Raw genomic sequence first — 26,165 nt, forward strand, 5'->3', positions numbered from 1 at the left:
GCACCAAGTCAAAAAATCCCGGCAAAAAACCCTCCCAGCACCACGGGGGTGGCACCAGAAAAGCCATTCACCAATACAAAAATCGGTGTCAACAAACATGGCACACTATTGAGTTCTCAAACAACAGGCTGCTTACGGTTCCGAGCGATTGAATCCTGAAAGAATTCGTATTCTTTCACTTTTCTTCCGTAGCGATATTCCTAATTTATTCTCCCTTTTCCTCGGTGTCAAATCGGTGTTTACTCGATCTGGCCCGGGAACCGGGATCCTCCCGCTCGTCGTCGCCGGGCGCTTCAAAGCGTCCGGATTCTGTCCGAGTGGAAGGGGTTTGGCCGCCTCGCGATCTTCAGCGTTTCCGCTGTCCTCGTCCCGGCGACTCAGAAAACAATACACGGGACGGAGCGGCCCCACAAATCGACGATGACGCCCGGGCGTGTCGCGCCCGCGATCCCCACCACGACGCTGATCCAGGGGTAACGGCCGGCGCCATAGGGCCGCATCCGGCGCTGCTCCAACGGTCCACGTGAGGCCCCCACGAAGAAGGGCCCGGTCCAGGTGGCTCACACCTGGACCGGGCCCTTGGCCTCGGATCGCGTCCCGACTCAGCCGGCGACCTCGACCATGGCCAGGTTCTTCTTGCCACGACGCAGCAGAAGGTAGCGGCCATGGAGCAGCTCGTCCGCAGTGATCACGGCCTCGGTGTCGTCGATCTTGCGGTTGTTGACGTACGCCCCGCCCTCGCCGACGGTGCGGCGGGCAGCGGACTTGGACTCGGAGAGCCCCGACGCCAAGAGCAGGTCGACGATGCCGAGCCCGCCGGCAGCGACCTCGGCGCTCGGGAGTTCGGACGTGGCAGCCCGCAGGGTCGCCTCGTCGAGTTCGGAGAGCACGCCCTGGCCGAACAGGGCAGCGGATGCGGCGATGACCTTCTCCGTCGCCTCGACACCGTGGACGAGGGAGGTGACGTTGTAGGCCAGCTCCTTCTGGGCCTTGCGGGCGGACGGCCGCTCGGCGACCTCGGCGGCGAGCGCCTCGATCTCCGCCCGGTCCAGGAAGGTGAAGACCTTCAAGCGGTCGACCACGTCGGCGTCGGCCGTGTTGAGCCAGAACTGGTAGAACGCGTAGGGACTGCACATCTCCGGGTCGAGCCAGATGGCGTTGCCCTCGCTCTTGCCGAACTTCGAGCCGTCGGAGTTGGTGATCAGCGGAGTGCCGTAGGCGTGCACCGACGTGGCCTCGACCTTCCGGATCAGGTCCGTGCCGCTGGTCAGGTTTCCCCACTGGTCCGAGCCGCCGGTCTGCAAGACGCAGCCGTAGTCGCGGTGCAGCTGCAGGTAGTCGTAGCCCTGCAGGACCTGGTAGCTGAACTCGGTGTAGCTGATGCCCTCGTCCGAGTTCAGGCGGGCGGCGACCGTCTCCTTCTTGATCATCGTGCCGACGCGGAAGAACTTCCCGATGTCGCGCAGGAAGTCGATGGCGGACAGCCGCGCGGTCCAGTCGAGGTTGTTGACCATCCGCGCCGCGTTGTCCCCCTCGAAGGAGAGGAAGGCCGAGACCTGGTCCTGGAGCTTGGCGACCCACTCGGCGACCGTCTCCTTGGTGTTCAGGACGCGCTCGGCGGTCTGCCGGGGGTCACCGATCAGTCCGGTCGATCCGCCGACCAGCCCGAGCGGCCGGTGCCCGGCCAGCTGCAGCCGGCGCATGTTCAGCAACTGGACCAGGTTCCCGAGGTGCAGCGACGGCGCCGTCGGGTCGAAGCCGCAGTAATAGGTGATGGGATCCCCCGCGAGCAGTTCCTCCAGCGCGGCCTCGTCAGTGGACACGTGGACCAGGCCACGCCACTTCAGCTCCTGCCAGATGTTGGGGAAGGTGGGATCGTTCTTCTGCCCCGCGAGGGCGGGGTTCTGCTCGCTCAATGACACGCCCTTAAACCTAGCAGCAGGGAGGGCCCGGCCGTCAGTCCGCGACGATGCCGTCGGGGACGCGCCCCTCGGCGAGGATCCGCAGCCGCTGCGTGGCGCGGGTCATCGCGACGTAGAGGTCGCCGAACCCTCCGTCGGCCTCGGCGATCAGCTCGTCCGGTTCCAGCAGCAGGACGACGTCGAACTCGAGCCCCTTCGCCTCCTGCGCCGTCGTGACGACGATGTCCTGTTCGAGCCCCCCGGAGCCCGTGCCCACGCGGCGGCCGTAGAGTTCGACGGCGGTCGCACGGGCCCCGCGCAAGCGGGACGCCGGCGCGATGACGGCCGTGAGCCCGCCCTCGGCGAAGCCGACCTCCTCGGGCAGCGCCGCCGCGAGCGCGGCGCGCAGGCCGTCTGCGGGGACCCGGTCGACGACCGGCGCCCAGCGCCCTTCGCGCACCGCCTTGGGCGTCGAGACGACGAGGCCGGCCGCCTGGGCCATCCGTGCCGCGGCCTCGGCGATCTGCGTGGGCGTCCGGTAGTTCACGGTCAGCTCCTCGAGCGTGAACCGCTCCCCCACGAACGGCGCCATGGCCTGCGCCCAGCTCGTGGCGCTCGCGGCGGAGGACGCCTGGGCGATGTCGCCCACGACGGTGAACGACTTGAGCGGGCAACGGCGCATCAGCAGGCGCCACTGCATCGGCGAGAGCTCCTGCGCCTCGTCGACCACGACGTGTCCGTAGGCCCAGTTGCGGTCCTGGGAGGCGCGCTCCGCCGCGGTCAGCACGGTCTCGCCCTCCTGGTTCATCGCGGCGAGGTCCTCGGCGTCGAGGATGCCGTCCACGCCGATCTCGCGCAGGGCTGAGTCGACGTTCTCGAGGGCCTGGGTCGCGTTCGCCACGTCGCGCTGGTGCTCGGCCTCGCGCTGGGCGGCGTCGCGCCCGGCCGAGGCGTCCAGCTCACCGAGCAGCTCGGCGGCCTCGTCGAGCAGGGGCACGTCGGCCTCGGTCCACGGCGCGCCGGGGTCCCGGCGCAGCGCGGCGCGCTCGGTCGCCGAGAGCTCCGGTGCGACGGCGGCGAGCAGCTCCGGCTTGGCGTACAGCTCGGCGATGAGCTTCTCGGGCGTCATGGGGAGCCAGCACAGGTTCAGGGCGATGCGCACGTCGCGGGAGGAGCGGACGTCCTCGGTCAGGTACGCGCGGTCGACGGAGTTGCCCGTCCCCGAGGACTCCTCGAGCTTGTCCCTCAGCTGCTCGGCGAGCTCTCGGACCAGGATCTTCACGAACGTCGTGCGAGCCTCGTTGTGGGGCTTGTGCGTGGCCCGCGCCTTGTCCCGGGCCCGCCGGACCTGCCGCGGCGTGAGGACGAGCGGCGTCCCTTCGACGACGACCCGGCGGTCGCCGTCGGGCAGCCGCTGCCGGTTGGCCACGGCGCGCGCGACGACGTCGGCCATCCCGATCCGCCCCTTGATCCGCGCGGCCTCGCGGCCCGGCTCGGGCACGGCCCGGATGCCGGGCATGAGCCGCCCCAGGCTCGCCATGACGACGCCGGTCTCGCCCAGGGAGGGCAGCACGCGCTCGATGTAGCGCATGAAGGACGACGACGGACCCACGAGGAGCACGCCCGCGGACTTGAGCCGCTCCCGGTGCTGGTACAGCAGGAACGCGGCGCGGTGCAGCGCGACGGCGGTCTTGCCCGTTCCCGGCCCGCCCTGGACCACGAGGACCCCGGCCAGCTCCGAGCGGATGATGCGGTCCTGTTCCGCCTGGATGGTGGAGACGATGTCGGCCATCCGGCCCGTGCGCTTGGAGCGCAGGGCGGCCAGCAGGGCCCCCTCCCCCTGGTGCTCGGCGTGCTCGCTCAGCAGTTCCGGGTCGAGGACGTCGTCCTCGAGGGCGACGACGTTGCGTCCCTTGAGGATCAGGTGGCGCCGGCGGCGCACTCCATGGCGCTCGAACGCCGTCGCCTGGTAGAAGGCGCCGGCCTCGGGCGCGCGCCAGTCGATCATGAGCCGTGACTGCTCGCGGTCGGTCAGGCCGATCCTGCCGATATAGCGCGTCGTGGCCGAGGCGCCGGCGTCGTCGCCGTTGCCATGGCCGGAGGCCCCGTTGGCGCCCTCGAGGTCGAGCCGGCCGAAGACCAGCCGGTCCTCGACGGCGTTGAGCTGGGCGAGGCGGTCCTCGTACATCGTCGCGAAGGCGTCCCGTTCGGACACGTTCTGCAGTGATCCGACCGCCCCGCCGCGGCGGACGCGGGCCAGTTGGCGCGTCTTCTCCTCGCGCAGCTCGTCGAGGCGCTCGTAGAGCCCGGCGACATAGCTGCGCTCGAGTTCCAGCTCCGTCACGGGGGACGGTGACTCTGGCATGGATGCTCCTCCAGCGGTTCGGCGGACAGACAAGTCTACTCCGTGTTCTCAGGCCTGCTGCAGCGCGTGGATGCGGCGGCCGGCCAGGGCCCGCCGCCCGCCGAGCGCGGGCAGCTCGAGGACGACCCCGACGCCCGCGACGGTTCCCCCGGCGCGTTCGACGAGCCGGCAGGCGGAGCCGACGGTTCCGCCCGTGGCCAGGACGTCGTCGAGGACCAGGACGCGGCTGCCGGGGGCCAGGTCGCCGCGGTGGATCTCGAGCGTCGCGCTGCCGTACTCGAGCGTGTAGTCGTCGGAGTAGACGGCCCGCGGGAGCCTGCCCTTCTTGCGGATGGTGATCATGCCGGTCCCCTGCGCATAGGCGGCCGCGGCGGCCAGGATGAAGCCGCGGGCCTCGAGCCCAGCCACGACGTCGTACGAGCCGGCGAAGGGGGCGACGACCTCGTCGACGACCCGGCGCAGGCCGTGGGGGTCTGCGAACACGGGGGTCAGGTCCTTGAAGGAGACCCCGGGAACGGGGTGGTCCGGGACGACGGCGCTCAGGCGGTCCAGGAGCGATTCGATGGGCTCTGGGCTCGGATTCACCCCACTACTCTATCGGCCCCGTGGCCCGTCCCCCGACCGTCCCGGCGGCGCCCCGGGAGGCCTTCGCCGCCCGGTAGCGGGAGACCGTGGGCTCGCCGTCGAGCCAGAAGCGCCACGGGTACGCGTCGGTGCCCCCGGCGCCGGAGACCCCGACCCTCGGTCCCGTGCGCAAACGGTCCGGAGGGGCGTCGGCGACGCCGGAGAGGAGTAACCGGCGTCCGGACTCGGCAGGACCGGGCCGCAGGCTCCGCCGCCCTGCTTCCCGCCCCGGGTCGGCTGCGGGTTCGGGCCGCGCGAGGTCCACGGGCGCGCCGTCCCAGGCCAGGTCGAGCCCCAGGGCCTGCGCGAGCTTCGCGGGCCCGTTCGCGAGTCCCGGGCCCTCCGCAACACCGCCACGGCGCCGTCGGGCGGCTCGGATCCCGTCCAGCACCTCGCCGCCGCGCAGGAGCACGGCCGAGGCGGCGCCGTCGTCCCCGCAGACCAGGTTCGCGCAGAAGTGCATCCCGTAGCTGAGGTAGACGTACAGCGTGCCCGGCGGGCCGAAGAGGGACCGGTTCCGCTCCGTGCGCCCGCGGTAGCCGTGGGATCCGGGATCAGCGGCGCCCTCCTAGGCCTCCACTTCCGTGATCCGCAGGCGCACGGCCCGGGCGCCCCGGCCCGTCTGGAGCTCCGCCCCGAGCAGGAGCGGAGCCAGGACGACGGCGGGGCGCGCCAGCAGTTGCGCGGCGGTTCCGGGAAGCGTGGCTCAGCCCGCGTAGTCCCGGGCGGCCGCCAGCTGGACGCGCAGGGCCCCGAGCTGGCGGGCCACCGCTTCCGGCGCCGTGCCGCCCTGGGCGTTGCGCGAGGCGAGGGAACCGGCCGTGCTCAGGACGCTGCGGACCTCGGGGGTCAGCGCGGGCGAGATGCCAGCGAAGTCCTCGTCGCCCAGGTCCCACAGCTCGACGCCGCGGGACTCCGCGAGCTTCACGGCCGCCCCCGAGAGCTCGTGCGCGTCGCGGAACGGCACGCCCTGGCGGACGAGCCACTCGGCGATGTCCGTGGCCAGGGCGAAGCCGAGCGGTGCGAGCTCCGCCATCCGATCCGTGTTGAACTTCAGCGTCGCGACCATCCCCGCGACCGCGGGCAGCAGCAGCTCGAGGGTGTCGACGGCGTCGAACACCGGTTCCTTGTCCTCCTGCAGGTCGCGGTTGTAGGCGAGCGGGAGCCCCTTGAGCGTGGCCAGGAGCCCGGTCAGGTCGCCGATGAGGCGCCCCGCCTTGCCGCGGGCGAGCTCGGCGACATCGGGGTTCTTCTTCTGCGGCATGATCGAGGAGCCCGTCGAATAGGCGTCATCGAGGGTGACGAAGGAGAACTCCTTCGTGGCCCAGAGGATGACCTCCTCGGAGATCCGGGAGAGGTCGACGCCGATCATCGCCGCGACCCATGCGAACTCGGCGAACACGTCCCGGCTCGCGGTGCCGTCGATCGAGTTCCAGACGGCCGAGTCGAATCCGAGCTCGGCGGCGACGGCCTCCGGATCCAGCCCGAGCGACGAGCCGGCGAGGGCGCCGGACCCGTAGGGGGAGACGGCGGCGCGCCGGTCCCAGTCGGCGAGCCGCTGCACGTCGCGCAGCAGCGCCCAGGCGTGGGCCAGCAGGTGGTGGGAGAGGAGCACGGGCTGGGCGTGCTGCAGGTGCGTGCGGCCCGGCATCGCGGCCTCCGGGTGGGCCTGGGCCTGGGCGACGAGCGCGTCGACGACGGACAGCACGCCGCGGGCGATGAGCCGGGCGTTCTCGCGCAGGAACATCCGGCCCAGGGTCGCGATCTGGTCGTTGCGGGAGCGCCCCGCGCGCAACTTGCCTCCCAGCTCCGGTCCGGCGCGTTCGATCAACCCGCGCTCGAGGGATCCGTGCACGTCCTCATCCGAGGGCGCGGCCGTGTAGGCGCCGGAGACGACGTCCTCCTCGAGCCGCCCGAGCGCCGCGAGCATGTCCCGCAGCTCCGCCTCGTCGAGGAGGCCCGCCGTGTGCAGGACGCGGGCGTGGGCCCTGGAGCCGGCGATGTCGTAGCGGGCCAGCCGCCAGTCGAAGTGCGTCGACTTGCTCAGGGCCGCGAGCGCGTCGGCGGGACCGCCTGCGAAGCGGCCGCCCCAGAGCGAGCCCTCGTTGGTTGCGGAGTCCTTGGCGCTCATCGGGCGACCTCCAGGTTCAGGCGCTCGTCGCGCTCGGTGGCGACCTTGGACGTCAGGCCGAAGATGTCGATGAAGCCGCGGGCGCTCGACTGGTCGAACGCGTCCCCCGTGTCATAGGTGGCCAGGTCGAAGCGGTAGAGCCCCGCGTCGCCGCGGCGCCCCGTGACCGTGGCGCGCCCGGCGTGCAGCTCCATGCGGATGTCGCCGGAGACGTGGCGCTGGGTGTCGTCGATGAAGGCGTCGAGCGAGCGCTTCAGCGGGGAGAACCACTGGCCGTCGTAGACCAGCTCGCTCCAGCGCTGCGAGACCGTGGCCTTGAACCGGGCCTGCTCCCGCTCCACCGTGACGTTCTCGAGGTGCTTGTGCGCCTCCATGAGCGCCATGGCCCCGGGCGCCTCGTAGATCTCGCGGGACTTGATGCCGACGAGCCGGTCCTCGACGACGTCGATGCGGCCGACGCCCTGCGCGCCGGCGCGGCGGTTGAGCTGCTCGATGGCCTGGAGCGGGGTGACGGGGACGCCGTCGAGGGAGACGGGGATGCCCTCCCGGAAGCTGATCAGCACCTCGTCGGGGGCGGGCGGGAACTCCGGGGAGTCGGTGTAGGCGTAGATGTCCTTGGTGGGCGCGTTCCAGAGGTCCTCGAGGTATCCGGTCTCGATGGCCCGGCCCCAGACGTTCTGGTCGATCGAGTACGGGTTCTTCTTGGTGGTCTCGATCGGCAGGCCCTTGGCCTCCGCGTAGGCGATGGCCTTGTCGCGCGTCAGGGCCAGGTCCCGCACGGGCGCGATGCACTTCAGCTCCGGGCCCAGGGTCTGGATGCCGACCTCGAAGCGGACCTGGTCGTTGCCCTTGCCCGTGCAGCCGTGGGCGACGGTGCCCGCGCCGAAGCGCCGTGCCGCCGCCACGAGGTGCCTGGCGATGACGGGGCGGGAGATCGCCGAGATCAGCGGGTAGTGGTTCTGGTACAGCGCCCCGGCCTTGAGCGTGGGCATGCAGTACTCGTCCGCGAACTCGTCGCGCGCGTCCACGACGTGGGCCTCGACGGCGCCGCAGCCGAGCGCCCGCTCGCGGATCGTCTCGAGCGATTCCCCGCCCTGGCCCACGTCGACGGCGACGGCGACGACCTCTGCGCCGGTGGCGTCGGCGATCCAGCCGATCGCGACGGAGGTGTCCAGGCCGCCCGAGTAGGCGAGGACGATGCGTTCGGTCACGGTGTGCTCCTTGGGTGCCGGATACGCCGGCGCGGCGGAATCGGGGAGTGAATGTTATTCACAAGTCTACATACTTATGCATGACGTGCAAGGCGGCCGCCCTACTGCGGGTCCGCGAGCTCCAGGAAGCGCGCGGCGACCTCCTCGCCTCCGGCGGGGTCCCGGGTCACGAGCACGACGGTGTCGTCGCCGGCGATCGTCCCGAGCACGTCGGGCAGGACGGAATGGTCGATCGCCAGGGCCAGGAAGTTCGCCGCTCCGGGCGGCGTGCGCAGGACGACGAGGTTGCCCGAGGCCTCCGCGGTGACGAGCAGCTCGGCGCAGAGCTTGGCCAGCCGCGCATCCAGCACCTCCTGGCTCAGCCCGGTCCTCGGCGTCGGGTCCCCTCCCTCCGCCCGCACGGCGTAGACGAGCCCCCCGTCGACGCCGCGGACCCGGATGGCCCCCAGCTCGACGAGGTCCCGGGACAGCGTCGCCTGGGTCACCTGGACGCCCTCGCCGGCCAGCAGCACGGCGAGCTCCGCCTGCGAGCGCACGGACTCCGTGCCCAGGATCGCCTTGATCCGGGCCTGGCGCGCCGTCTTCGTCGAGGGCTGCGACGCCTGGGTGCTCATCGGACCCGGCCCGCGCCGTCGGCCAGCCCGGAGCGTTCCATGAGCCAGGCCATGAGGGCCTTCTGGGCGTGGAGCCGGTTCTCCGCCTCGTCGAAGACGACGGACTGCGGCCCGTCGATGACCTCGGCGGAGACCTCGTAGCCCCGGTAGGCCGGCAGGCAGTGCAGGAACACGGCGTCGGGCGCCGCCAGGGCCATGGCCGCCGCGTCGACCGCGTAGTCGCGGAACAGGAGCTGGCGCTGCGCCTTCTCCTCTTCCTGCCCCATGGACACCCAGGTGTCGGTGACCACGACGTCCGCGCCGGCGAGCGCGGCCCCGGCGTCGGCCGTGACGAGGACCGAGCCGCCCGTGGCGGCGGCGCGCTCCTCGGCGGCGGCCACCACGGCCGGATCCGGCTGGTAGCCCTCGGGCCCGGCAACGCGCACGTGCATGCCGGCGGTCGCACAGGCGAGCAGGTAGGAGTTCGCCATGTTGTTCGCCGCGTCGCCGAGGTACGCCAGGACGAGCCCCTCGGTGCGCCCCTTGTGCTCGCGGATCGTCAGCAGGTCGGCCAGCAGCTGGCAGGGGTGGTAGTCGTCGGAGAGCGCGTTGACCACGGGAACGCGGGAGTTCGCGGCCATCTCCTCCAGCCCGGACTGCGCGTAGGTCCGCCAGACGATCGTGGAGACCATGCGCTCGAGGACCCGCGCGGAGTCGGCGACCGATTCCTTGTGGCCCAGCTGGGACTCCCCCGGGTTGACGATGAGCGCCGTGCCGCCCAGCTCGGCGATGCCCGCGGCGAAGGAGACGCGCGTGCGGGTCGAGGTCTTGTCGAAGAAGACCGCGACGGTCTGCGGGCCCGCGTAGGGGCGCCAGCCGTAGCGGTCGGCCTTCATCGCGGCGGCCAGGTCGAGGACCTCGGCCTGCTCGGCCGGGCTCAGGTCGGTGTCGGCGAGGAAGTGGCGGACGGTCGGGGTGCTCATGCGTTCTCCTCCTGGAGTGCGGCGGCGTGGATGGCGGGGAGCGCGTCGGCGAAGCGGCCGAGCTGCTCCTCGGTCACGACAAGGGGCGGGGCCAGGCGCAGGGTCCGCTCGCCGGGCGCGTTGACGATGAATCCGGCCTCGAGGGCGTGGCGGACGACGGCGGGAGCGGAGCCCGAGGCCAGGTCGAAGCCGATCAGCAGGCCGTGGGCTCGCACGGACTCGACGCAGTCGAGCGCGCCGAGCATCCGGGCCGTGGCCCGTCCCGTCCGCTCCACGTGCTCGAGGATCCCCTGCGACTCGATGACGTGCAGGGTCGCGAGGGCGGCGGCGGTGGCGGCGGGGTTCCCGCCGAACGTCGTCCCGTGCTGGCCCGGCCCGAGCAGCGAGGAGGCGTGCTCGCCGAAGGTGATCAGGGCGCCGATCGGGAACCCGCCGCCGAGGCCCTTGGCCAGGCTCATCGCGTCCGGGAGCACGCCCTCGGAGGCGAACCAGCGTCCCGTGCGGCCGATCCCCGTCTGGACCTCGTCGAAGACCAGGAGCGCGCCGGCCTCGCGCGTGATGGCGCGCGCCTGCTCAAGGTAACCGGGCGGGAAGCCGTGGACGCCGGCCTCGCCCTGCACGGGCTCGATGAACACGGCGGCCACCGTCTCGTCGACGGCGGCGCGCAGCGCCTCGACGTCGCCGGCCGGAACCCATTCCACGCCGCCGGGCAACGGCTCGAAGGGCTCGCGGTAGGCCTTTTTCCAAGTCAGGGCGAGGGCACCGAGGCTGCGCCCGTGGAAGGCGTTCTCGAGCGCGATGATCCGGGTCCGGCTCCCTCCCGCTCCCCCGCCGTTGCGCCGGGCCAGCTTGAAGGCGGCCTCGTTGGCCTCGGTCCCGGAGTTCGCGAAGAACACGCGCGAGCCCGCCGGCGCCTGGGCGAGTTCGAGGAGCTTCTCGGCGAGCGCGATCTGGGGCGGGCTCGTGAAGAAGTTGGAGACGTGGCCGAGCGTGGCGAGCTGGCTCGAGACGACGCTCGTCAGCAACGGGTGCGCGTGCCCGAGCGCGTTGACGGCGATGCCCCCGAGCAGGTCGAGGTACTCCTTGCCGTCGGCGTCCCAGACGGTACAGCCCGAGCCGCGGACGAGCACGCGCTGCGGCGTGCCGAAGACCCCCAGCAGCGAGCCCTCGTAGCGCCCCAGGAGCTCCGCGTTGCGCAGCCCCTCGAGGGTGCCCGCCAGCCCGTCGGCCGCACCCGCGGTCCCTGCCCGGGCCGGTCCCCCGGCCTCCCCCGGGGCACCCACGGCGCCCTGCGCGCCGGCGTCCCGCCCCGGCGTCGTTCCCTCCGTGCCCGCGCTCATGCCGCGCCTCCCGGAACCACCTGGGTGCCGACGCCGGCGGAGGTGAAGACCTCCAGGAGCATCGAGTGCGGCTGGCGCCCGTCGACGATGTGGGCGCGCTCGACACCCGCGTCGACCGCGGCGAGGCACGCCGCCATCTTGGGGATCATCCCGGACTCGAGGGAGCCGAGCATGGCGCGCAGCTCGTCGGCCGTGAGCGAGGAGATGAGCGAGGACTTGTCCGGCCAGTCGGCGTAGAGCCCCTCGACGTCGGTGAGGATGACGAGCTTGGAGGCGCCCAGCGCGGCCGCGAGGGCGGCGGCCGCGGTGTCGGCGTTGACGTTCAGGACGACGCCGGTCGGCTCGCCTCCGGGGCCGACCTCCGGGGCGACCGTGGAGATCACGGGGATCCGCCCGGCGCCGATGAGGTCCAGGATGGCCCGCGGCTCGACGCCGGTGACCTCGCCGACGAGCCCGAGGTCGACTTCCTCGCCGTCGACCACGGTCCCGGTGCGCTCGGCGCGCAGCAGCCCCGCGTCCTCGCCGGAGAGGCCGACGGCGTAGGGGCCGTGCGAGTTCACGAGGCCGACGAGCTCGCGCCCCACCTGGCCCGTGAGCACCATGCGGACGATGTCCATGGCCTCGGGGGTCGTCACGCGCAGCCCGCCCCGGAACTCCGACTCGATCCCCAGCCGGGCGAGCATCCCGTTGATCTGCGGCCCGCCGCCGTGCACGACGACGGGGTGGATCCCGGCGTGGTGGAGGAAGACGATGTCCTCGGCGAACGCGCGGCGCAGCTCCTCGTTCACCATGGCGTTGCCGCCGTACTTGACCACCATCGTGGTGCCGGCGAAGCGCTGGATCCAGGGCAGGGCCTCGATGAGGGCCTCCGCCTTGCGTTGGGCGTCGGCCCGGGTCGTTTCCGCAGTGTCCATCAGGGCGTCCTAGCTGCTGTAGGCGGAGTTCTCGTGCACGTAGTCGTGCGTGAGGTCGTTGGTCCAGAGGCTCGCCTCGGCGTCCCCGGCGGCGAGGTCGATCTCGACCAGGACCGCGCGGTCCTCGAGGGAGACGAGCGAGCGGTCCTCGCCGATCCCGCCGTTCCGGCAGATCTGCACGCCGTTGATGGCGACGTTGAGCCGGTCCGCCTCGAAGGCCGCCTGAGTGGTGCCGACCGCGGAGAGGACGCGGCCCCAATTGGGGTCCCTGCCGAAGATGGCGGCCTTGAAGAGGTTCGAGCGGGCCACTGCCCGGCCGACCTCCTCGGCGTCCTCCTCGCTCGCGGCGTTGAACGTGCGGATCGTGATGGTGTGCTCGGCCCCCTCGGCGTCGTGGATGAGCTGGAGCGCCAGATCGGTGCACACGGCCGTGAGCCCGGCCGTGAACTCCTCCGGATCCGGCGCCGTCCCGGAGGCCCCGGAGGCCAGGAGGACGACCGTGTCGTTGGTGGACATGCAGCCGTCCGAGTCGGCGCGGTCGAAGCTGACGCGCGTCGCGGCGCGCAGGGCGGCATCGAGCATGGCGGGCTCCATCACGGCGTCGGTCGTGACGACGACGAGCATCGTCGCGAGGCCGGGCGCGAGCATTCCCGCCCCCTTGGCCATCCCGCCGATGACGTAGCCCGATCCGGCGAACCCGGACTCCTTCGGGACCGAGTCGGTCGTCATGATGGCCTCGGCGGCGCCGGCCCCGGCCCCGCGCCCGTCGCCGAGCGCGGCCACGGCCGCGTCGACGCCCGGCAGGAGGCGGTCCATGGGCAGCTGCACCCCGATCAGTCCCGTGGAGCAGACGACGACGTCGCCCGCGGAGACGCCGAGAAGGCCGGCCGTGTGCTCCGCGCTCGCGTGCGTGTTCTGGAAGCCCTCCGGCCCGGTGCAGGCGTTGGCCCCTCCCGAGTTGAGCAGGACGGCGTCGGCCCGGCCGTCGGAGACGATCTGGCGGGACCAGTGCACGGGGGCGGCGGCCACGCGGTTGGACGTGAAGACCGCGGCGGCGTCGTGCCGCGGGCCGTCGTTGACGACGAGCGCGACGTCGGGACGGCCCGTGGACTTCAGGCCGGCGGCGACGCCGGAGGCCCGGAATCCACGGGCGGCGGTGACTCCCGCGGGGCTGGTGCCGGGGCTCCCGGCCGCGGGGTCGTTCTCGTGGGTGCTCATGGTGCCATCCCTTCGATCCGCAGGCCCGTGTGCTCGGGCAGGCCCAGGGCGATGTTCATGGACTGGACGGCACCCCCGGCGGTGCCCTTGGCGAGGTTGTCGATGGCGCAGACCACGATGACGCGTCCGGCGTGCCGGTCGTAGGCCAGCTGGAGGTGGACGTGGTTGGAACCGAGGACGTGCTTGGTGTGCGGCCACTGGCCCTCGGGCAGGAGGTGGACGAACTCCTCGCCCGCGTAGGCCTCCTCCCACGCGCGGCGCAATGCCGCCGGTTCCGTCCCGGGGACGACGCGCGCCGTCGCCGTGGTGAGGATGCCGCGGGCCATGGGGGCCAGCGTGGGCGTGAAGGAGACCGTGACGGGGCGGCCGGCGGCGCGGGAGAAGCCCTGCTCCATCTCCGGGGTGTGGCGGTGTCCGCCGCCGACGCCGTAGGGGCTCATGCCGCCCATGACCTCGGAGCCGATGAGGTGGGTCTTGGCGGACTTGCCCGCGCCGGAGGTCCCCGAGGCGGCGACGATCACGACGTCGTCCGGCTCGAGCAGGCCGGCGGAGAACCCCGGGACCAGGGCGAGCTGCGCGCTCGTCGGGTAGCAACCGGGCACGGCGATGCGGCGGGCTCCGGCGAGCGCCGCGCGGGCTCCGGGCAGCTCCGGCAGGCCGTACGGCCAGGTTCCCGCGTGCGGGGAACCGTAGAAGCGCTCCCATTCCGCGGCCGATTCGAGGCGGTGGTCGGCGCCGGCGTCGATCACGAGCGTCTCCTCGGGCAGGCGCGCGGCGATCGCCGCGCTGGCTCCGTGCGGGAGGGCGAGGAAGACGACGTCGTGCCCGGCCAGGTTCTCGACGCTCGTCTCGACGAGGACCCGGTCCGCGAGGGACCTCAAGTGGGGCTGCAGGGCGCCGAGCGCCTGTCCCGCGTTGCTGTGCGCCGTGATGGCGCCGATCTCCACGCCGGGGTGGTGGGCCAGGAGGCGCAGGACCTCGCCGCCCGCGTAGCCGCTGGCCCCGGATACCGCTACCGAAACTGTCATGGGACCAGCCTAGTCTCCTTTATGCACAATGGCTAATAATTATTCATGGCGCGATGCGTCTCCGCCCAGGACGGCCGACCCCTTCCGTTTACCAGCACGCACTAGGCTGGCATGCGAGCATTTCCGCACCGAAGGAGCACGCCATGCCGATCGCCGTCCACACCACCCGGGCCGGGGGCCCGGAGGTCCTCACTGCCGTCGACGTCCCCCGCCCCGCGCCGGGTCCAGGGGAGCTCCTCGTGGAGGTCGCCGCCGTCGGGGTCAACTTCATCGAGACGTACCAGCGATCCGGCGTCTACCCCGTCGAGCACCCGTTCGTCCCGGGGTCCGAGGCCTCCGGGACGGTCGTCGAGCTCGGTCCCGGCGTCGAGGACTTCGCCGTCGGCGACCGCGTCGCCACGACGGAGGGCACGGGCACCTACGCCGAGTACACGGTGTTGTCCGCGGAGAAGGCCCTCCGGGTCCCCGACGGCGTGCCCCTCGACGTGGCCGGAGCCCTGCCGCTCCAGGGGATGACCGCGCACTACCTGGTCAATTCCAGCTATGCCGTCCAGGCCGGCGACACGGCCCTCTGCTACGCCGGCGCCGGCGGAGTCGGACTGCTGCTCATCCAGCTCCTCAAGCTCAAGGGAGCCACCGTCATCACGACGACGTCGACGCCCGGGAAGGCCGCGCTCGCCCGCGCGGCCGGCGCCGACCACGTGCTGGACTACGACGACGTCCCGCACCGCGTGCGCGAACTCACCGGGGGCCGCGGCGTCGACGTCGTCTACGACGGGATCGGCAAGGACACGTTCGAGCACTCCCTCGACGCGCTGCGGATCCGCGGCACGCTCGTGCTCTTCGGCGGCGCCTCGGGCCAGGTGCCGCCGTTCGACCTGCAGCAGCTCAACGCCCACGGCTCGCTCACGGTCACCCGACCCAAGCTGAACGACTTCCTGCTCGACGCCGAGGAGCGGGCATGGCGCTCCGGCGAGCTGTTCTCACTCGTCGCCGAGGGCCGGCTCGACGTGCGCATCGGCGGGCGCTTCCCGCTCGCGGACGCGGGCCTCGCCCACACGGAGCTCGAATCCCGCCGCACCACGGGAAAGCTCGTCCTCGAACCCTCCGCCGCCGGCCAGGACGGCTAAGGTGACGCACTACCTCCCGCAGTACCCGGCCGGGGAACACGCCCCGGCACCGCGGACCCTCGTCGACATCCTGCGCGCGAGCGCCGAGGCCCACCCCGACGCCCCGGCCCTCGACGACGGCCACGACGTCCTGAGCTACGCCGAACTGCTCGACGCGGTGAAGCAGCAGGCCGTCGTCCTGCACACCGCGGGACTCGGCGCGGGCGACCGCGTCGGGGTGAGGATCCCCTCCGGCACCAACGAGCTCTACATCGCGATCCTCGCCGCGCTCATGATCGGGGCCGCGTACGTCCCCGTCGACGCCGACGACCCCGACGAGCGCGCCCGCGTGGTGTTCTCCGAGGCCCGCGTGGCCGGGATCCTGCGCGGCGACGGAAAGATGGTGCTGGAGAAGGGGCGGCCGGCCCCGTTCCCCTCGCCGCGGGAGGCCGCGGGCGGGGACGATGCCTGGATCATCTTCACGTCCGGGTCCACCGGGACCCCGAAAGGCGTCGCGGTGACCCACCGCTCGGCCGCCGCGTTCGTCGACGCCGAGGCCCGCATCTTCCTCTCCGCCGAACCGCTCGGCCCGCAGGACCGCGTCCTGGCGGGACTCTCCGTGGCCTTCGACGCCTCGTGCGAGGAGATGTGGCTCGCGTGGCGGCACGGCGCCTGCCTCGTGCCGGCCCCGCGCTCCCTCGTCCGCTCCGGCATGGACCTCGGTCCGTGGCTCGTCACGCGCGGAATCACCGCCGTCTCCACGGTCCCGACGCTGGCCGCCCTATGGCCCGCCGAGGCCCTGGAGAACGTCCGCCTGCTGATCTTCGGCGGCGAGGCCTGCCCGCCCGAGCTCGCCGCGCGGCTCGCCGTCCCGGGCCGCGAGGTCTGGAACACCTACGGCCCGACGGAGGCGACCGTGGTCGCCTGCGCCGCGCGGATGGACGGGCGGGGACCGGTGCGGATCGGCCTGCCGCTCGACGGCTGGGACCTCGCCGTCGTGGACGACGCCGGCGTGCCCGTCGGCGACGGAGAGACGGGTCAGCTCATCATCGGCGGCGTCGGCCTGGCCCGCTACCTCGATCCCGCCAAGGACGCCGAGAAGTACGCGCCCATGGACACCCTCGGCTGGGAGCGCGCCTACCGTTCCGGGGACCTCGTCGTCGCCGACCCGGAGGGCCTGCTGTTCGTGGGCCGGGCGGACGAGCAGGTCAAGCTCGGCGGGCGCCGGATCGAGCTCGGCGAGGTCGACGCGGCCCTCCAGGCCCTTCCCGGCGTCTCCGGTGCGGCGGCCGCGGTCAAGACGACGGCGGCGGGCAACCAGGTCCTCGTCGGCTACCTCGCCGCGGCGCCGGAGCACGACCTCGACGCCGCGCGCGCACACCTCGCCCAAGAGCTCCCGGCAGCACTCGTCCCGCTCCTCGCCGTCGTCGCGGACCTCCCGACCAAGACGAGCGGCAAGGTGGACCGCGACGCGCTCCCCTGGCCGCTCCCCGGGGTGGGGGACGCCGAGGGCTCCCTCCCTGAGCTCGACGAGGATGCCCGCTGGATCGTCGAGCAGTGGGGTGCCGTCCTCGGCGCGCCCGCGACGAGCCTCGACGCCGACTTTTTCGCGAGCGGCGGCGGATCGCTCTCCGCGGCCCAGCTCGTCTCCGCGCTGCGGGCCCGCTATCCATCCGTGACGGTCGGCGACGTCTACTCGCATCCCCGCGTGGGGGCCCTCATCGAGTCCCTCGGCGGCCATGTCGCCGCGGCGCCCGTCGACCCGCGCACCGTGCGCCGCACGACGCGCAAGGCCCAGGTCTTCCAGACCCTCATGGGCATCCCCCTGTTCATCCTCGTCGGCATGCGCTGGCTGACCTACGCCATGGCGGCGAACAACCTCCTGTCGGCGTGGGGCGGCTTCACCGCCGCGCCCACCGTGTCCTGGTGGTGGGTCCTCGCCTGCTGGCTGGTCTTCGTCAGCCCGCCGGGCCGGATGGCGCTCACCGTGGTGGCCGCGCGCATCCTGCTCCGCGGGCTCGAGCCGGGCTCCTACCCGCGCTCCGGCAAGGTGCACCTGCGCTTGTGGCTCGCGCAGCAGATCTCCGACCTCGTCGATCCCGTCAGCCTCGCGAGCGCCACGTGGGTCCCCTACTACGCGCGGGCACTCGGCGCCAGGATCGGCCGCGACACCACCCTGCACTCGGTCCCCCCGGTGACGGGCATGCTGACCCTCGGCCGCGGGGCCGCGATCGAGCCGGAGGTCGACCTGTCGGGCTACTGGCTCGACGGCGACCGCATCCACGTCGGGCACGTCAAGGTCGGAGCGGGAGCGACCGTCGGGGCGCGGAGCACGCTGCTTCCCGGCGCGGTCGTCGCCGACGACGCCGAGATCGCCCCCGGCTCCGCGGTGGCCGGCACCACGCGCCCCGGGCTGGCCTACTCGGGCTCCCCCGCCACGCGCACCGGCAAGGCCAAGCCCGGCTGGCCCGACGAGCGGCGGCGTCAGCGCGCGGCGGCCACGGTGGGCTTCGGCATCGCCTCGGCCTCGCTGTCCCTCGTTCCCTATGCCGGCGTTGCCGCCGCCGCGGCCGCCGCCGCGCTCATGATGCGCGGCGCCCCCGGCCTGTCCGCGGCGCTGCCGCAGCTGCTGGCCGCGGTCCCCCTCGCGGCGGCCGTCTGGTTCGCCGTAAACATGGTCCTCATCGCCGGCGCCGTCCGGCTGCTCTCGATCGGCATCACCGAGGGCTGGCATCCCGTCCGCAGCCGGGTCGGCTGGCAGGTGTGGGCCACCGAGCGCCTCCTGGACATGGCCCGGGACCTCCTCTTCCCTTTGTATGCGAGCCTCTTCACCCCGGCCTGGCTCCGGATCCTCGGCGCCAAGGTCGGCCGCGACGTCGAGGCGTCCACCGTCCTGCTGCTGCCCAAGATGACCACGATCGGCTCCGGCGCCTTCCTGGCCGATGACACGATGGTCGCCTCCTACGAGCTCGGGGGCGGATGGATGCGGATCGCGCCGGCGAAGATCGGCAAGCGGGCGTTCCTCGGCAATTCGGGCATGGCCGGCGCGGGGCGGCGCGTCCCGAAGAACGGACTCGTCGCCGTCCTCTCGGCCACCCCGCCCAAGGCCAAGGCCGGATCCTCGTGGCTCGGCAGCCCGCCCGTCAGGCTGCGCCGCACCGCCGTCGCCTCCGACGAGTCCCGGACCTTCAATCCCCCTGCACGGCTCAAGGTGGCCCGCGCCGTCTGGGAGCTCTGCCGGTTCGTGCCCGTCGTCGTGACCGTCGGCGTCGCGGCCTTGGTGCTCGCGGCCCTCGACGCCCTGGCCCTGTGGGCCGGATACGCCACGGCGGCGGCCCTGAGCGGCGCGGTCATGCTCGCCGCGGGCGCCCTCGCGGCCGGCTCCGCCGTCGTCGCCAAGTGGGTCCTGGTCGGCCCCATCCGTGCCGGCGAGCACCCGCTGTGGAGCTCGTTCATCTGGCGCAACGAGGTCGTCGACACCTTCATCGAGATGGTCTGCGCCCCGTGGTTCGCCCGCTCCGCGGCGGGCACGCCCGCCCTGGTCTGGTTCCTCAGGGCGCTGGGGGCCCGGATCGGCCACGGCGTCTGGTGCGAGAGCTACTGGCTGCCGGAGGCCGACCTCGTCTCGCTCGGCGACTCCTCGACCGTGAACCGGGGCTGCGTCGTGCAGACCCACTTGTTCCACGACCGCGTCATGGCGATCGACACGGTGTCCCTCGGTGCCGGTTCGACCATGGGCCCGCACGGCGTCATCCTGCCCGCGGCCTCGCTCTCCGACGGCGCGACGGTCGGCCCGGCGTCGCTCGTCATGCGTGGAGAAAACGTCCCTCCGTCCAGCTACTGGATGGGCAACCCCGTCAAGCCCTGGAGCCGTCCCGCCACATGAGCCCCAAGACCAAGAAGAACGACGACGCGACCGCCCTGCCGGACCCGTACGCGCCCGGCTCGGGCAGCCCGGGCTACCGCGTGCTCCGCTACGTCCTGGACCTCGAGTGCAAGCTCGCCGGCAACCGGCTCGACGGCCGGGCCAGGGTCTCCGCCACGGCGCTGGCGGAGCTGGATCGGATCGAGCTGGACCTCGTGGGCCTGACGGCCTCGAAGATCCTCGTCGATGCCCGCAAGCCCGCCCGGTTCGCGCACCGCAACGGGCGCCTCGTCATCACGCCGGCCGCACCGCTGCCCGAGGGCTCGCGGTTCGAGCTGGACATCCGCTACGGCGGCAATCCCCGGCCCCGCCGCGGCCCGTGGGGCGAGATCGGCTGGGAGGAACTCGAGGACGGCGTCCTCGTCGCCGGCCAGCCGACGGGCGCGGCGACCTGGTTCCCGTGCAACGACCACCCGAGCCAGAAGGCCCCGTTCGAGGTCCGCGTCAGCACCGACGCCGGCTACCGGGCCGTCTGCAACGGCACGCTCGTGGGTCACGGGCGCAAGGCGAGCCGCGAGTCGTGGCACTACGTCCAGGAAGAGCCCATGGCCACCTACCTGGCCACGCTGCAGATCGGGCGCTACGGGCTGGAATCCCTGGCCGAGGCCGGAACGGGGACCGGACACGCCCGGCACGTGGCCGCCGAGCCCCTGCCGCGGCAGGACCTCGCCGCCCCCGCGCCCCTGGTCCCCGCGGCCCGCCGGGCCCTCGCCCGGCAGCCGGAGATGATGGCCGCGTTCAGCGAGGCCTTCGGCCCGTATCCCTTCGGTGCCTACACCGTGGTGGTGACCGAGGACGAGCTGGAGATCCCGCTCGAGGCCCAGGGGATCTCGATCCTGGGGCGCAACCACCTGGCCCCGGGCTGGGAGCAGCAGCGCCTGATCGCCCACGAGCTCTCCCACCAGTGGTTCGGCAATTCGCTCACTGCCGGCGCGTGGCGCGACATCTGGATGCACGAGGGATTCGCCTGCTACGCCGAGTGGATCTGGTCCGAGGCCTCGGGCGGCCCCGACTGCACCGCGCGCGCCCGCGACGCGTGGTCGATGCTGTCCCGGCTGCCCCAGGACCTCCGGGTCGGGGATCCCGGTCCGGAGGACATGTTCGACGACCGCGTCTACAAGCGCGGCGCCCTCGCCGTCCACGCCCTGCGCGCCTCGCTCGGGGACCACGTCTTCTTCGCCATGCTGCGGGCCTGGACGGGCTCGCGGCGCCACGGGACCGTGGACCATGCGTGCTTCGTGCGGCATGTCGACGACCACGCTCCGGAAGGGTTCTCCGCCGAGGCCGTCCTGGCTCCGTGGCTGTTCAGCGAGTCGCTGCCGCCGTTCCCGGCAGCAGCACCAGCGCGGCCGTAAGCCCGGCGGGGGCCTCCCAGGACAGACCGGGGTGGGCCAGCAGGGCGCCGTCGAGCCCGAGGGCCGGATGCCTCCCCGCGCCCTCGACCGCGGGCGGCCCGCCGGGGCCGGTGATGCCCTCCCCGAGGGCCTTGCCCAGGGCCTCCTTGGCGGCCCACCACCGGGCGCGCCGTGCCGGGCGTCCGGCCGCGGGAAGCGCCGCGAGCAGGGCGCGTTCGGCGGCGGAGAGGACGACGGCGTCGAGCGCCGGCTCCGCGAACGCCGGGTCCGCTGGATCGGCGAGGTCCACGCCCAGGCGCGCCCCGGCGTCGTCCTCGAGTCCGGCCAGCAGGAGCCAGCCCGCGCAGCGCGAGTAGCTCAGCGCCCACGGCAGCTCCCGTCCACCCCGCGTCAGCACCGGCCGGCCGTGGCCGCCGCTCCCGCAGCGCGGACACCGCTGCTCCAGGGCCAGCCCGGCCGGCGCGCCGAGTCCCCAGGCGGCGGAGGCGAGCTGCCGGACCAGGAGCCGGCCCGCGGTGAAGCGGTCCCGCGGCGCTCCGGCGAGGTGGGCCGCCGCGCGCGCCGCCTCCATCCCGCCCAGCCACGCGCGCGGCAGGCCGGAACCTGCCGCGAGCGGGGCGGCCGCGAGCAGCACGGATCGGCCCGCGGCGGGCACGGGCACGCTGCCCGCGAGGAAGGACACGTCGGTCACCACCCGGGGACCTCCTCCCGTTCACCGCTCGTTCACGCCCCCAGACTAGCTTGGGCCCATGAACCAGCTCGACCTGAACGGCCTCGGCTACACCGTCCTCGACGAGGACGACGACGACCCCGTGCTCCTGGCCTCCGACGGCTCCCCCGTCGACACCTGGCGGCAGGACTACCCCTACGGCGAGCGCATGGACCGCGACGCCTACGAGCTCGAGAAGCGCCTCCTGCAGATCGAGCTGCTCAAGCTGCAGAACTGGGTGAAGTCGACGGGCCGGCGCCTCCTGCTCGTCTTCGAGGGGCGCGACGCCGCAGGCAAGGGCGGCACGATCAAGCGCTTCACGGAGCACCTGAATCCCCGCGGCGCGCACGTCGTCGCGCTCGAGAAGCCGAGCGAGCGGGAGGAGTCCCAGTGGTACTACCAGCGCTACGTGCAGCACTTCCCCGCCGCCGGCGAGATCGTGATGTTCGACCGCAGCTGGTACAACAGGACCGGCGTCGAGCGCGTCATGGGCTTCTGTTCGCGCCAGGAGTACGAGCGATTCATCGCCCAGACGCCCGCGTTCGAGAAGCTCCTCGTGGACGACGGGATCGACCTCGTGAAGTTCTGGTTCTCCGTCTCCCGGGCGGAGCAGCTCACGCGCTTCACGATCCGCCAGATCGACCCCGTGCGGCAGTGGAAGCTCTCCCCCATGGACCTCGCCTCCCTCGACAAGTGGGAGGCCTATACCGAGGCCAAGGAGGCCATGTTCAAGGAAACGGACACCGCGTGGGCGCCGTGGACCGTGGTGAAGTCCAACGACAAGAAGCGTGCCCGCGTCGCCGCGATGCGCCACGTCCTGAGCCTCTTCGAGTACGAGGGCAAGGACCACGCGCTCGTCGGCGTGCCCGATCCCCTGCTCGTGGGGCCGGCCGCCGCGGTCATCGCCGACGGCGAGGAGTTCTAGCGCTCGCGCCCCGGGACTAGGCTGGTGCACCACGGCAGACGCGAAGGGACGGTGGCCGGCATGGGTTCCCCACAGGAGGGCGCGGAACGCGCCCGCGAGGCCTGGCGGCCGATGCTCGCCGCCCTGGCCAACACCGAACAGCGGATCCTCCTGGCGGAGCTCGTGGCCGAGGAGGCCCGGCGCACGGGCGCCACCGTGTCCGGGTCCCGCCGCCCGCAGGCGCTGCGCCGGCTCGCCGCCTCGGGGCTGCTCGTGGAGGACGCCGGCGGCTGGCGCGTGGACGCCGGGGCCCTCAAGGCCGCGCTCGCCGCGCCGCGGGCAGAGGCGGGATCCGGATCCGCGACGGGCGACGAGGTGATCGACCGCTTCGTCGAGGACGGGAGGATCGGCACCTACCCGGCCCGGCCGTCCCAGCGCCTCCGGCTCCTGGCATGGGCGGCGTCGCGCGCCCTGTCCCCCGGCGAGCGCCTCGACGAGGCGGCCGTGAACCGCCGCCTCGAAGCGATGACGGACGACGTGGTCACCCTCCGCCGCTACCTCGTCGACGCGGGGCTCGTGGAGCGCACGGCCGACGGTTCGGCCTACACCCTGGCCGGAGACCAGCCGGACGCGCCGGACGCACCGCAGGGCCCGGAAGACGGTCCGACGCCGGGCGGAGCCGCCGGGCGTGGGGCGGGGCACCGCGGAGCGGACGCCCCCGCCGGGGCTGAGGCCGCGGACGACGGGGCCGCGCGGGCGCTCGCGGCCGCCCGCGCCGCCGGGCTGGAGGTGGAGCAGACCCGCCACGGGCGGGTCTCGAGCCTCGAGGAGGCAGCGGCCGCGCGCGGGATCGAGCCGCGCGACCTCGCCAAGACGCTCGTCGTCCGCCGCGGCGAAGACGACTACCTGATGGTCCTGGTCCCCGGGGACCGGACGTTCTCGTGGGCCAAGCTCCGCGCCGTGCTCGGCACCAACCGGCTCTCCATGCCGGATGCCGCGACCGCGCGCTCGGTCACGGGCTACGAGCGCGGCACCATCACGCCGTTCGGGGCGCAGCGCCCCCTTCCCGTGGTCGCGGACCTCGAGCTGTCCGGGCGCCGGATCTCGATCGGCGGTGGGGCCCACGGCGTCGGGCTGAGCCTCGACGCCGACGCGGCGCTCTCCGCGCTCGCCGCGACGCTCGCTGACATCTCCGACGCCGGATAGCACCGTTCGTCCGGCCCCGCGCCCCTCGTGCTCCCGGTACGACGCCGGGGCCCCGCCTTCCGGATGGAAGGCGGGGCCCCGGCGTCGTACCGTCCGGTGGTTCCGTCAGCGCTGGACGGCCCCGAACCGCTCGACCGCTGCGGAGACGGCCGCCGCACGGGCCTCGGAGGCCTCGTCGGCGGTCAGGGTGCGGTCGGCGGCGCGGAAGCGCAGGCCGAAGGCGAGCGACTTGGATCCCTCCTCGATCCCGGGCCCCGCGTAGACGTCGAAGAGCGCGATGTCCTCGAGCAGCCCACCGGCGCCCTCGCGCAGCGTCTCGAGCACGTCCGCCGCGACGACTCCGGCATCGACGACGAGCGCGACGTCCTGCGTGCTGACGGGGTAGGTGGAGATCGGCCGGGCCACGATGACGTCGGCCGCGGCGTCGAAGACCGCCTGGGCGTTGAGCTCGAAGGCCACCGTGCGCACCGGAAGGTCGAGCTCCTTGAGCAGCTTCGGGTGCAGCTCGCCCGCGTAGCCGAGGTGCTCGCCCGTGCGCAGCGACAGCGCTGCCGTGCGGCCCGGGTGGAACGCCTGGTGGCTGCCCTGGGCGACGACGATCTCGACGCCGAGCACCTCGCCGACGCTCAAGGCGGCGTCGATCGCGTCGGCGTGGTCCCACGCCCGGGGCGCGTGCCCGGCGGCGGGGGCCGACTCGTGGCCCGTCAGGACCCCGGCCAGGTGCCACGGCTGCTCCGGGATGCCGGCCAGAAGCCCGTCGAGGACCTCCTGGGACGGCAGCTCGCCGAGCGGCGGCAGGACCGGGGAGCCCAGCGTGTCTCCCGGCAGGAAGACGAGGCCGCCCTCGTAGAGCGCCAGGTCGCGGAAACCGCGCCCGTGGTTGCGGCGGGCCGTCTCGAGCAGCCCCGGCAGCAGGGAGGTGCGCAGGTAGCCGAACTCGGAGGAGATCGGGTTGGCGAGCCTGACCGCGGCGACCTCGGCGCCGGCCTCGGCCGCGCCGAACAGGGCGTTCTGCGCGGCGGAGGCGAACGGATAGCTCAGCACCTCGGTCAGCCCGGCGTCGGCGAGCCCCTGCAGGACGCGGCGGCGCTGCTGCTGGGCCCGGGTCAGGCCGCGCCCCGGCGGGGCCACGGGCAGCGTCGCGGGGATCTGGTCGTAGCCGACGAGGCGGGCGACCTCCTCCACGAGGTCCTCCTTGACGGCCAGGTCGGGACGCCAGCTCGGGGCCGTGACCCGCAGGCCGCCGTCATACTCCTCGACTCGGGCGCCGATCCCCTCGAGGGAGGCGCGCAGCTGGTCCGGCGTGTAGTCGATCCCGACCAGTCCCGCGGCGAAGCCGTCCGGGAGCTCGATGACCACGGGGGCGGGACGCGTTCCGACGTCCGTCGCCGTGGTGTCCGCCGCGCCGCCGGCGAGCTCGACGAGCAGGTCCACGGCGCGCTGGGCCGCCTCGTCGGCGACTTCCCAGTCGACGCCGCGCTCGTTGCGCTTGGAGGCCTCGGAGGGCAGCTTGTGGCGCCGGCGCGTGCGGCCCATCGAGATCGCGTCGAAGTGCGCGGACTCGATGAGGACGTCCACCGTTGCGTCGCCGACCTCGGTCTCGGCCCCGCCCATGACGCCGGCCAGGCCGATCGGGCCGCGGTCGTCGGTGATCAGGAGGTCCTCCGTGGACAGCGCGCGGTCCTTGCCGTCGAGCGTCGTCAGCCGCTCGCCCTCGTGGGCGCGGCGCACCACGATCGCCCCGCGCAGCGCGGCGGCGTCGTAGAAGTGCAGCGGCTGTCCGAGCTCGAGCATGACGTAGTTGGAGATGTCCACGGGCAGCGAGATCGAGCGGATCCCGGCGAGCCGCAGGCGCGAGGCCATCCAAGGCGGCGTCGGTCGGGCGGGGTCGATCCCGCGCACGGTGCGGGCGACGAAGCGGTCGCAGCCCGGCGTGCCGTAGATCGGGGCCTGGTCCTCGAGGCGGACCTCGTGCCCGGGCCCGGTGGCGGGGTGAACGGCCACGGCGGCCGCGGGATCGGTGAAGCCGGTCCCCGTGGCCAGCGCGTACTCGCGGGCGACCCCGCGCAGCGAGAAGCAGTAGCCGCGGTCCGGGGTCACGTTGATCTCGGCGGCCTCGTCGGTCAGGCCGAGCAGCTCCAGGGCGTCGGTCCCGGGCTCCGGGTCCAGGCCCAGCCGGGACAGGACGATGATCCCGTCGTGGTCGTCGCCGATCCCGAGCTCGCGCGAGGAGGCGATCATGCCGGCCGAGACGTGGCCGTAGGTCTTGCGGGGGCTGATCCTGAAGTCCCCGGGCAGCACGGCGCCGGGCAGGGTCACGACGACCTTGTCGCCGGCCTCGAAGTTGTGGGCACCGCAGACGATCCCCTGCACGCCGGAGGGGTCGATCCCGTCGCCGGCGAGCGTCTGGGGGGCTCCCTCGGGCACGACGCGGACCTGGCACCAGTTGATCGTCTTGCCGTTGGACTGCGGCTCCTTGACGACCTCGAGCACCTGCCCGACGACGACGGGGCCGCTGATCTGGTCGGCGGGACGGTGGACGTCCTCTTCCTCGAGGCCGACCTTCACGAGCTCGGCCATGACGTCTTCCGCGGTCGCGTCCGCGGGGAGCTGCGTGTACTCGCGCAGCCAGGAAAGGGGAATACGCAT

Annotated in this window: 18 protein-coding genes and 1 pseudogene; 5 read left to right on the top strand and 14 right to left on the bottom strand. The window is 73.1% G+C overall.

Annotation, left to right across the window (positions count from 1 at the left end; all coding sequences use genetic code 11):
* Window positions 1-602: 602 nt before the first annotated feature.
* From tyrS to argC, 12 genes and pseudogenes are all read right to left on the bottom strand, one after another.
* On the bottom strand, window positions 603-1,922 hold the full coding sequence (gene tyrS, locus ACQ3I4_RS11925; protein ID WP_430633602.1) for a tyrosine--tRNA ligase: 1,320 nt from the start codon (window positions 1,920-1,922) through the stop codon (window positions 603-605).
* Between the two features lie 34 nt (window positions 1,923-1,956).
* Window positions 1,957-4,266: a UvrD-helicase domain-containing protein gene (locus ACQ3I4_RS11930; RefSeq protein ID WP_430633603.1), complete on the bottom strand. Its 2,310-nt coding sequence runs from the start codon at window positions 4,264-4,266 to the stop codon at window positions 1,957-1,959.
* Window positions 4,267-4,314: 48 nt separating this feature from the next.
* Window positions 4,315-4,851, bottom strand: coding sequence for an adenine phosphoribosyltransferase (locus tag ACQ3I4_RS11935; protein WP_329862742.1), 537 nt, complete (start codon window positions 4,849-4,851; stop codon window positions 4,315-4,317).
* A 4-nt stretch (window positions 4,852-4,855) separates the two neighbouring features.
* Window positions 4,856-5,443, bottom strand: a pseudogene (locus ACQ3I4_RS11940) (DNA-3-methyladenine glycosylase); the annotation flags it as partial.
* Window positions 5,444-5,596: 153 nt separating this feature from the next.
* Window positions 5,597-7,021, bottom strand: a complete 1,425-nt coding sequence (gene argH, locus ACQ3I4_RS11945) for an argininosuccinate lyase (RefSeq protein ID WP_329862740.1) — start codon at window positions 7,019-7,021, stop codon at window positions 5,597-5,599.
* Complete coding sequence (locus tag ACQ3I4_RS11950) at window positions 7,018-8,232, bottom strand: argininosuccinate synthase (protein ID WP_329862738.1); 1,215 nt, start codon at window positions 8,230-8,232, stop codon at window positions 7,018-7,020. The genes argH and ACQ3I4_RS11950 overlap by 4 nt, the downstream gene beginning before the upstream one ends.
* 101 nt (window positions 8,233-8,333) lie before the next feature.
* Complete coding sequence (locus ACQ3I4_RS11955; RefSeq protein ID WP_329862736.1) at window positions 8,334-8,846, bottom strand: arginine repressor; 513 nt, start codon at window positions 8,844-8,846, stop codon at window positions 8,334-8,336.
* A complete protein-coding gene (argF, locus tag ACQ3I4_RS11960) occupies window positions 8,843-9,808 on the bottom strand; it encodes an ornithine carbamoyltransferase (protein ID WP_329862735.1) in 966 nt (321 codons plus the stop codon). Before argF ends, ACQ3I4_RS11955 begins: the two co-directional genes overlap by 4 nt.
* Window positions 9,805-11,148, bottom strand: coding sequence for an acetylornithine transaminase (locus ACQ3I4_RS11965; protein WP_329862734.1), 1,344 nt, complete (start codon window positions 11,146-11,148; stop codon window positions 9,805-9,807). The genes argF and ACQ3I4_RS11965 overlap by 4 nt, the downstream gene beginning before the upstream one ends.
* Entirely contained in the window at window positions 11,145-12,062 is a 918-nt protein-coding gene (gene argB / locus ACQ3I4_RS11970; protein WP_329862732.1) for an acetylglutamate kinase, read from the bottom strand. The genes ACQ3I4_RS11965 and argB overlap by 4 nt, the downstream gene beginning before the upstream one ends.
* 9 nt (window positions 12,063-12,071) lie before the next feature.
* Window positions 12,072-13,280: a bifunctional glutamate N-acetyltransferase/amino-acid acetyltransferase ArgJ gene (gene argJ / locus ACQ3I4_RS11975; protein WP_329862730.1), complete on the bottom strand. Its 1,209-nt coding sequence runs from the start codon at window positions 13,278-13,280 to the stop codon at window positions 12,072-12,074.
* Window positions 13,277-14,308, bottom strand: coding sequence for an N-acetyl-gamma-glutamyl-phosphate reductase (argC, locus tag ACQ3I4_RS11980; protein WP_329862728.1), 1,032 nt, complete (start codon window positions 14,306-14,308; stop codon window positions 13,277-13,279). Before argC ends, argJ begins: the two co-directional genes overlap by 4 nt.
* Window positions 14,309-14,451: 143 nt before the next feature.
* Between argC and ACQ3I4_RS11985 the strand changes: the two genes are divergently transcribed.
* The 3 genes from ACQ3I4_RS11985 to ACQ3I4_RS11995 are packed head-to-tail and all read left to right on the top strand — an operon-like array spanning window position 14,452 to window position 20,697.
* The gene (locus tag ACQ3I4_RS11985) at window positions 14,452-15,438 is read left to right on the top strand and encodes a quinone oxidoreductase family protein (RefSeq protein ID WP_430633604.1); all 987 of its coding nucleotides are present in this window, start codon (window positions 14,452-14,454) and stop codon (window positions 15,436-15,438) included.
* A 1-nt stretch (window position 15,439) separates the two neighbouring features.
* Window positions 15,440-19,303 carry a Pls/PosA family non-ribosomal peptide synthetase gene (locus ACQ3I4_RS11990; protein ID WP_329862724.1) on the top strand — a complete coding sequence of 1,288 codons (3,864 nt, stop codon included), beginning with the start codon at window positions 15,440-15,442 and terminating at the stop codon, window positions 19,301-19,303.
* The gene (locus ACQ3I4_RS11995) at window positions 19,300-20,697 is read left to right on the top strand and encodes a M1 family metallopeptidase (RefSeq protein WP_329862722.1); all 1,398 of its coding nucleotides are present in this window, start codon (window positions 19,300-19,302) and stop codon (window positions 20,695-20,697) included. Before ACQ3I4_RS11990 ends, ACQ3I4_RS11995 begins: the two co-directional genes overlap by 4 nt.
* Here ACQ3I4_RS11995 and ACQ3I4_RS12000 read toward each other — a convergent pair.
* The gene (locus tag ACQ3I4_RS12000; protein ID WP_329862720.1) at window positions 20,648-21,388 is read right to left on the bottom strand and encodes a 4'-phosphopantetheinyl transferase superfamily protein; all 741 of its coding nucleotides are present in this window, start codon (window positions 21,386-21,388) and stop codon (window positions 20,648-20,650) included. The two genes, ACQ3I4_RS11995 and ACQ3I4_RS12000, sit on opposite strands and share 50 nt — an antisense overlap.
* A 58-nt stretch (window positions 21,389-21,446) precedes the next feature.
* On the opposite strand from ACQ3I4_RS12000, the gene ppk2 reads away from it, so the two are divergent.
* A complete protein-coding gene (ppk2, locus tag ACQ3I4_RS12005) occupies window positions 21,447-22,331 on the top strand; it encodes a polyphosphate kinase 2 (RefSeq protein WP_329862718.1) in 885 nt (294 codons plus the stop codon).
* A 60-nt stretch (window positions 22,332-22,391) separates the two neighbouring features.
* Window positions 22,392-23,516: a YbaK/EbsC family protein gene (locus tag ACQ3I4_RS12010; RefSeq protein ID WP_430633605.1), complete on the top strand. Its 1,125-nt coding sequence runs from the start codon at window positions 22,392-22,394 to the stop codon at window positions 23,514-23,516.
* Between the two features lie 105 nt (window positions 23,517-23,621).
* Here ACQ3I4_RS12010 and pheT read toward each other — a convergent pair whose 3' ends face one another.
* Window positions 23,622-26,165: a phenylalanine--tRNA ligase subunit beta gene (gene pheT, locus ACQ3I4_RS12015; protein WP_329862716.1), complete on the bottom strand. Its 2,544-nt coding sequence runs from the start codon at window positions 26,163-26,165 to the stop codon at window positions 23,622-23,624.

The organism is Zafaria sp. Z1313 (assembly GCF_050563205.1).
Lineage (GTDB): Bacteria > Actinomycetota > Actinomycetes > Actinomycetales > Micrococcaceae > JAZDCJ01.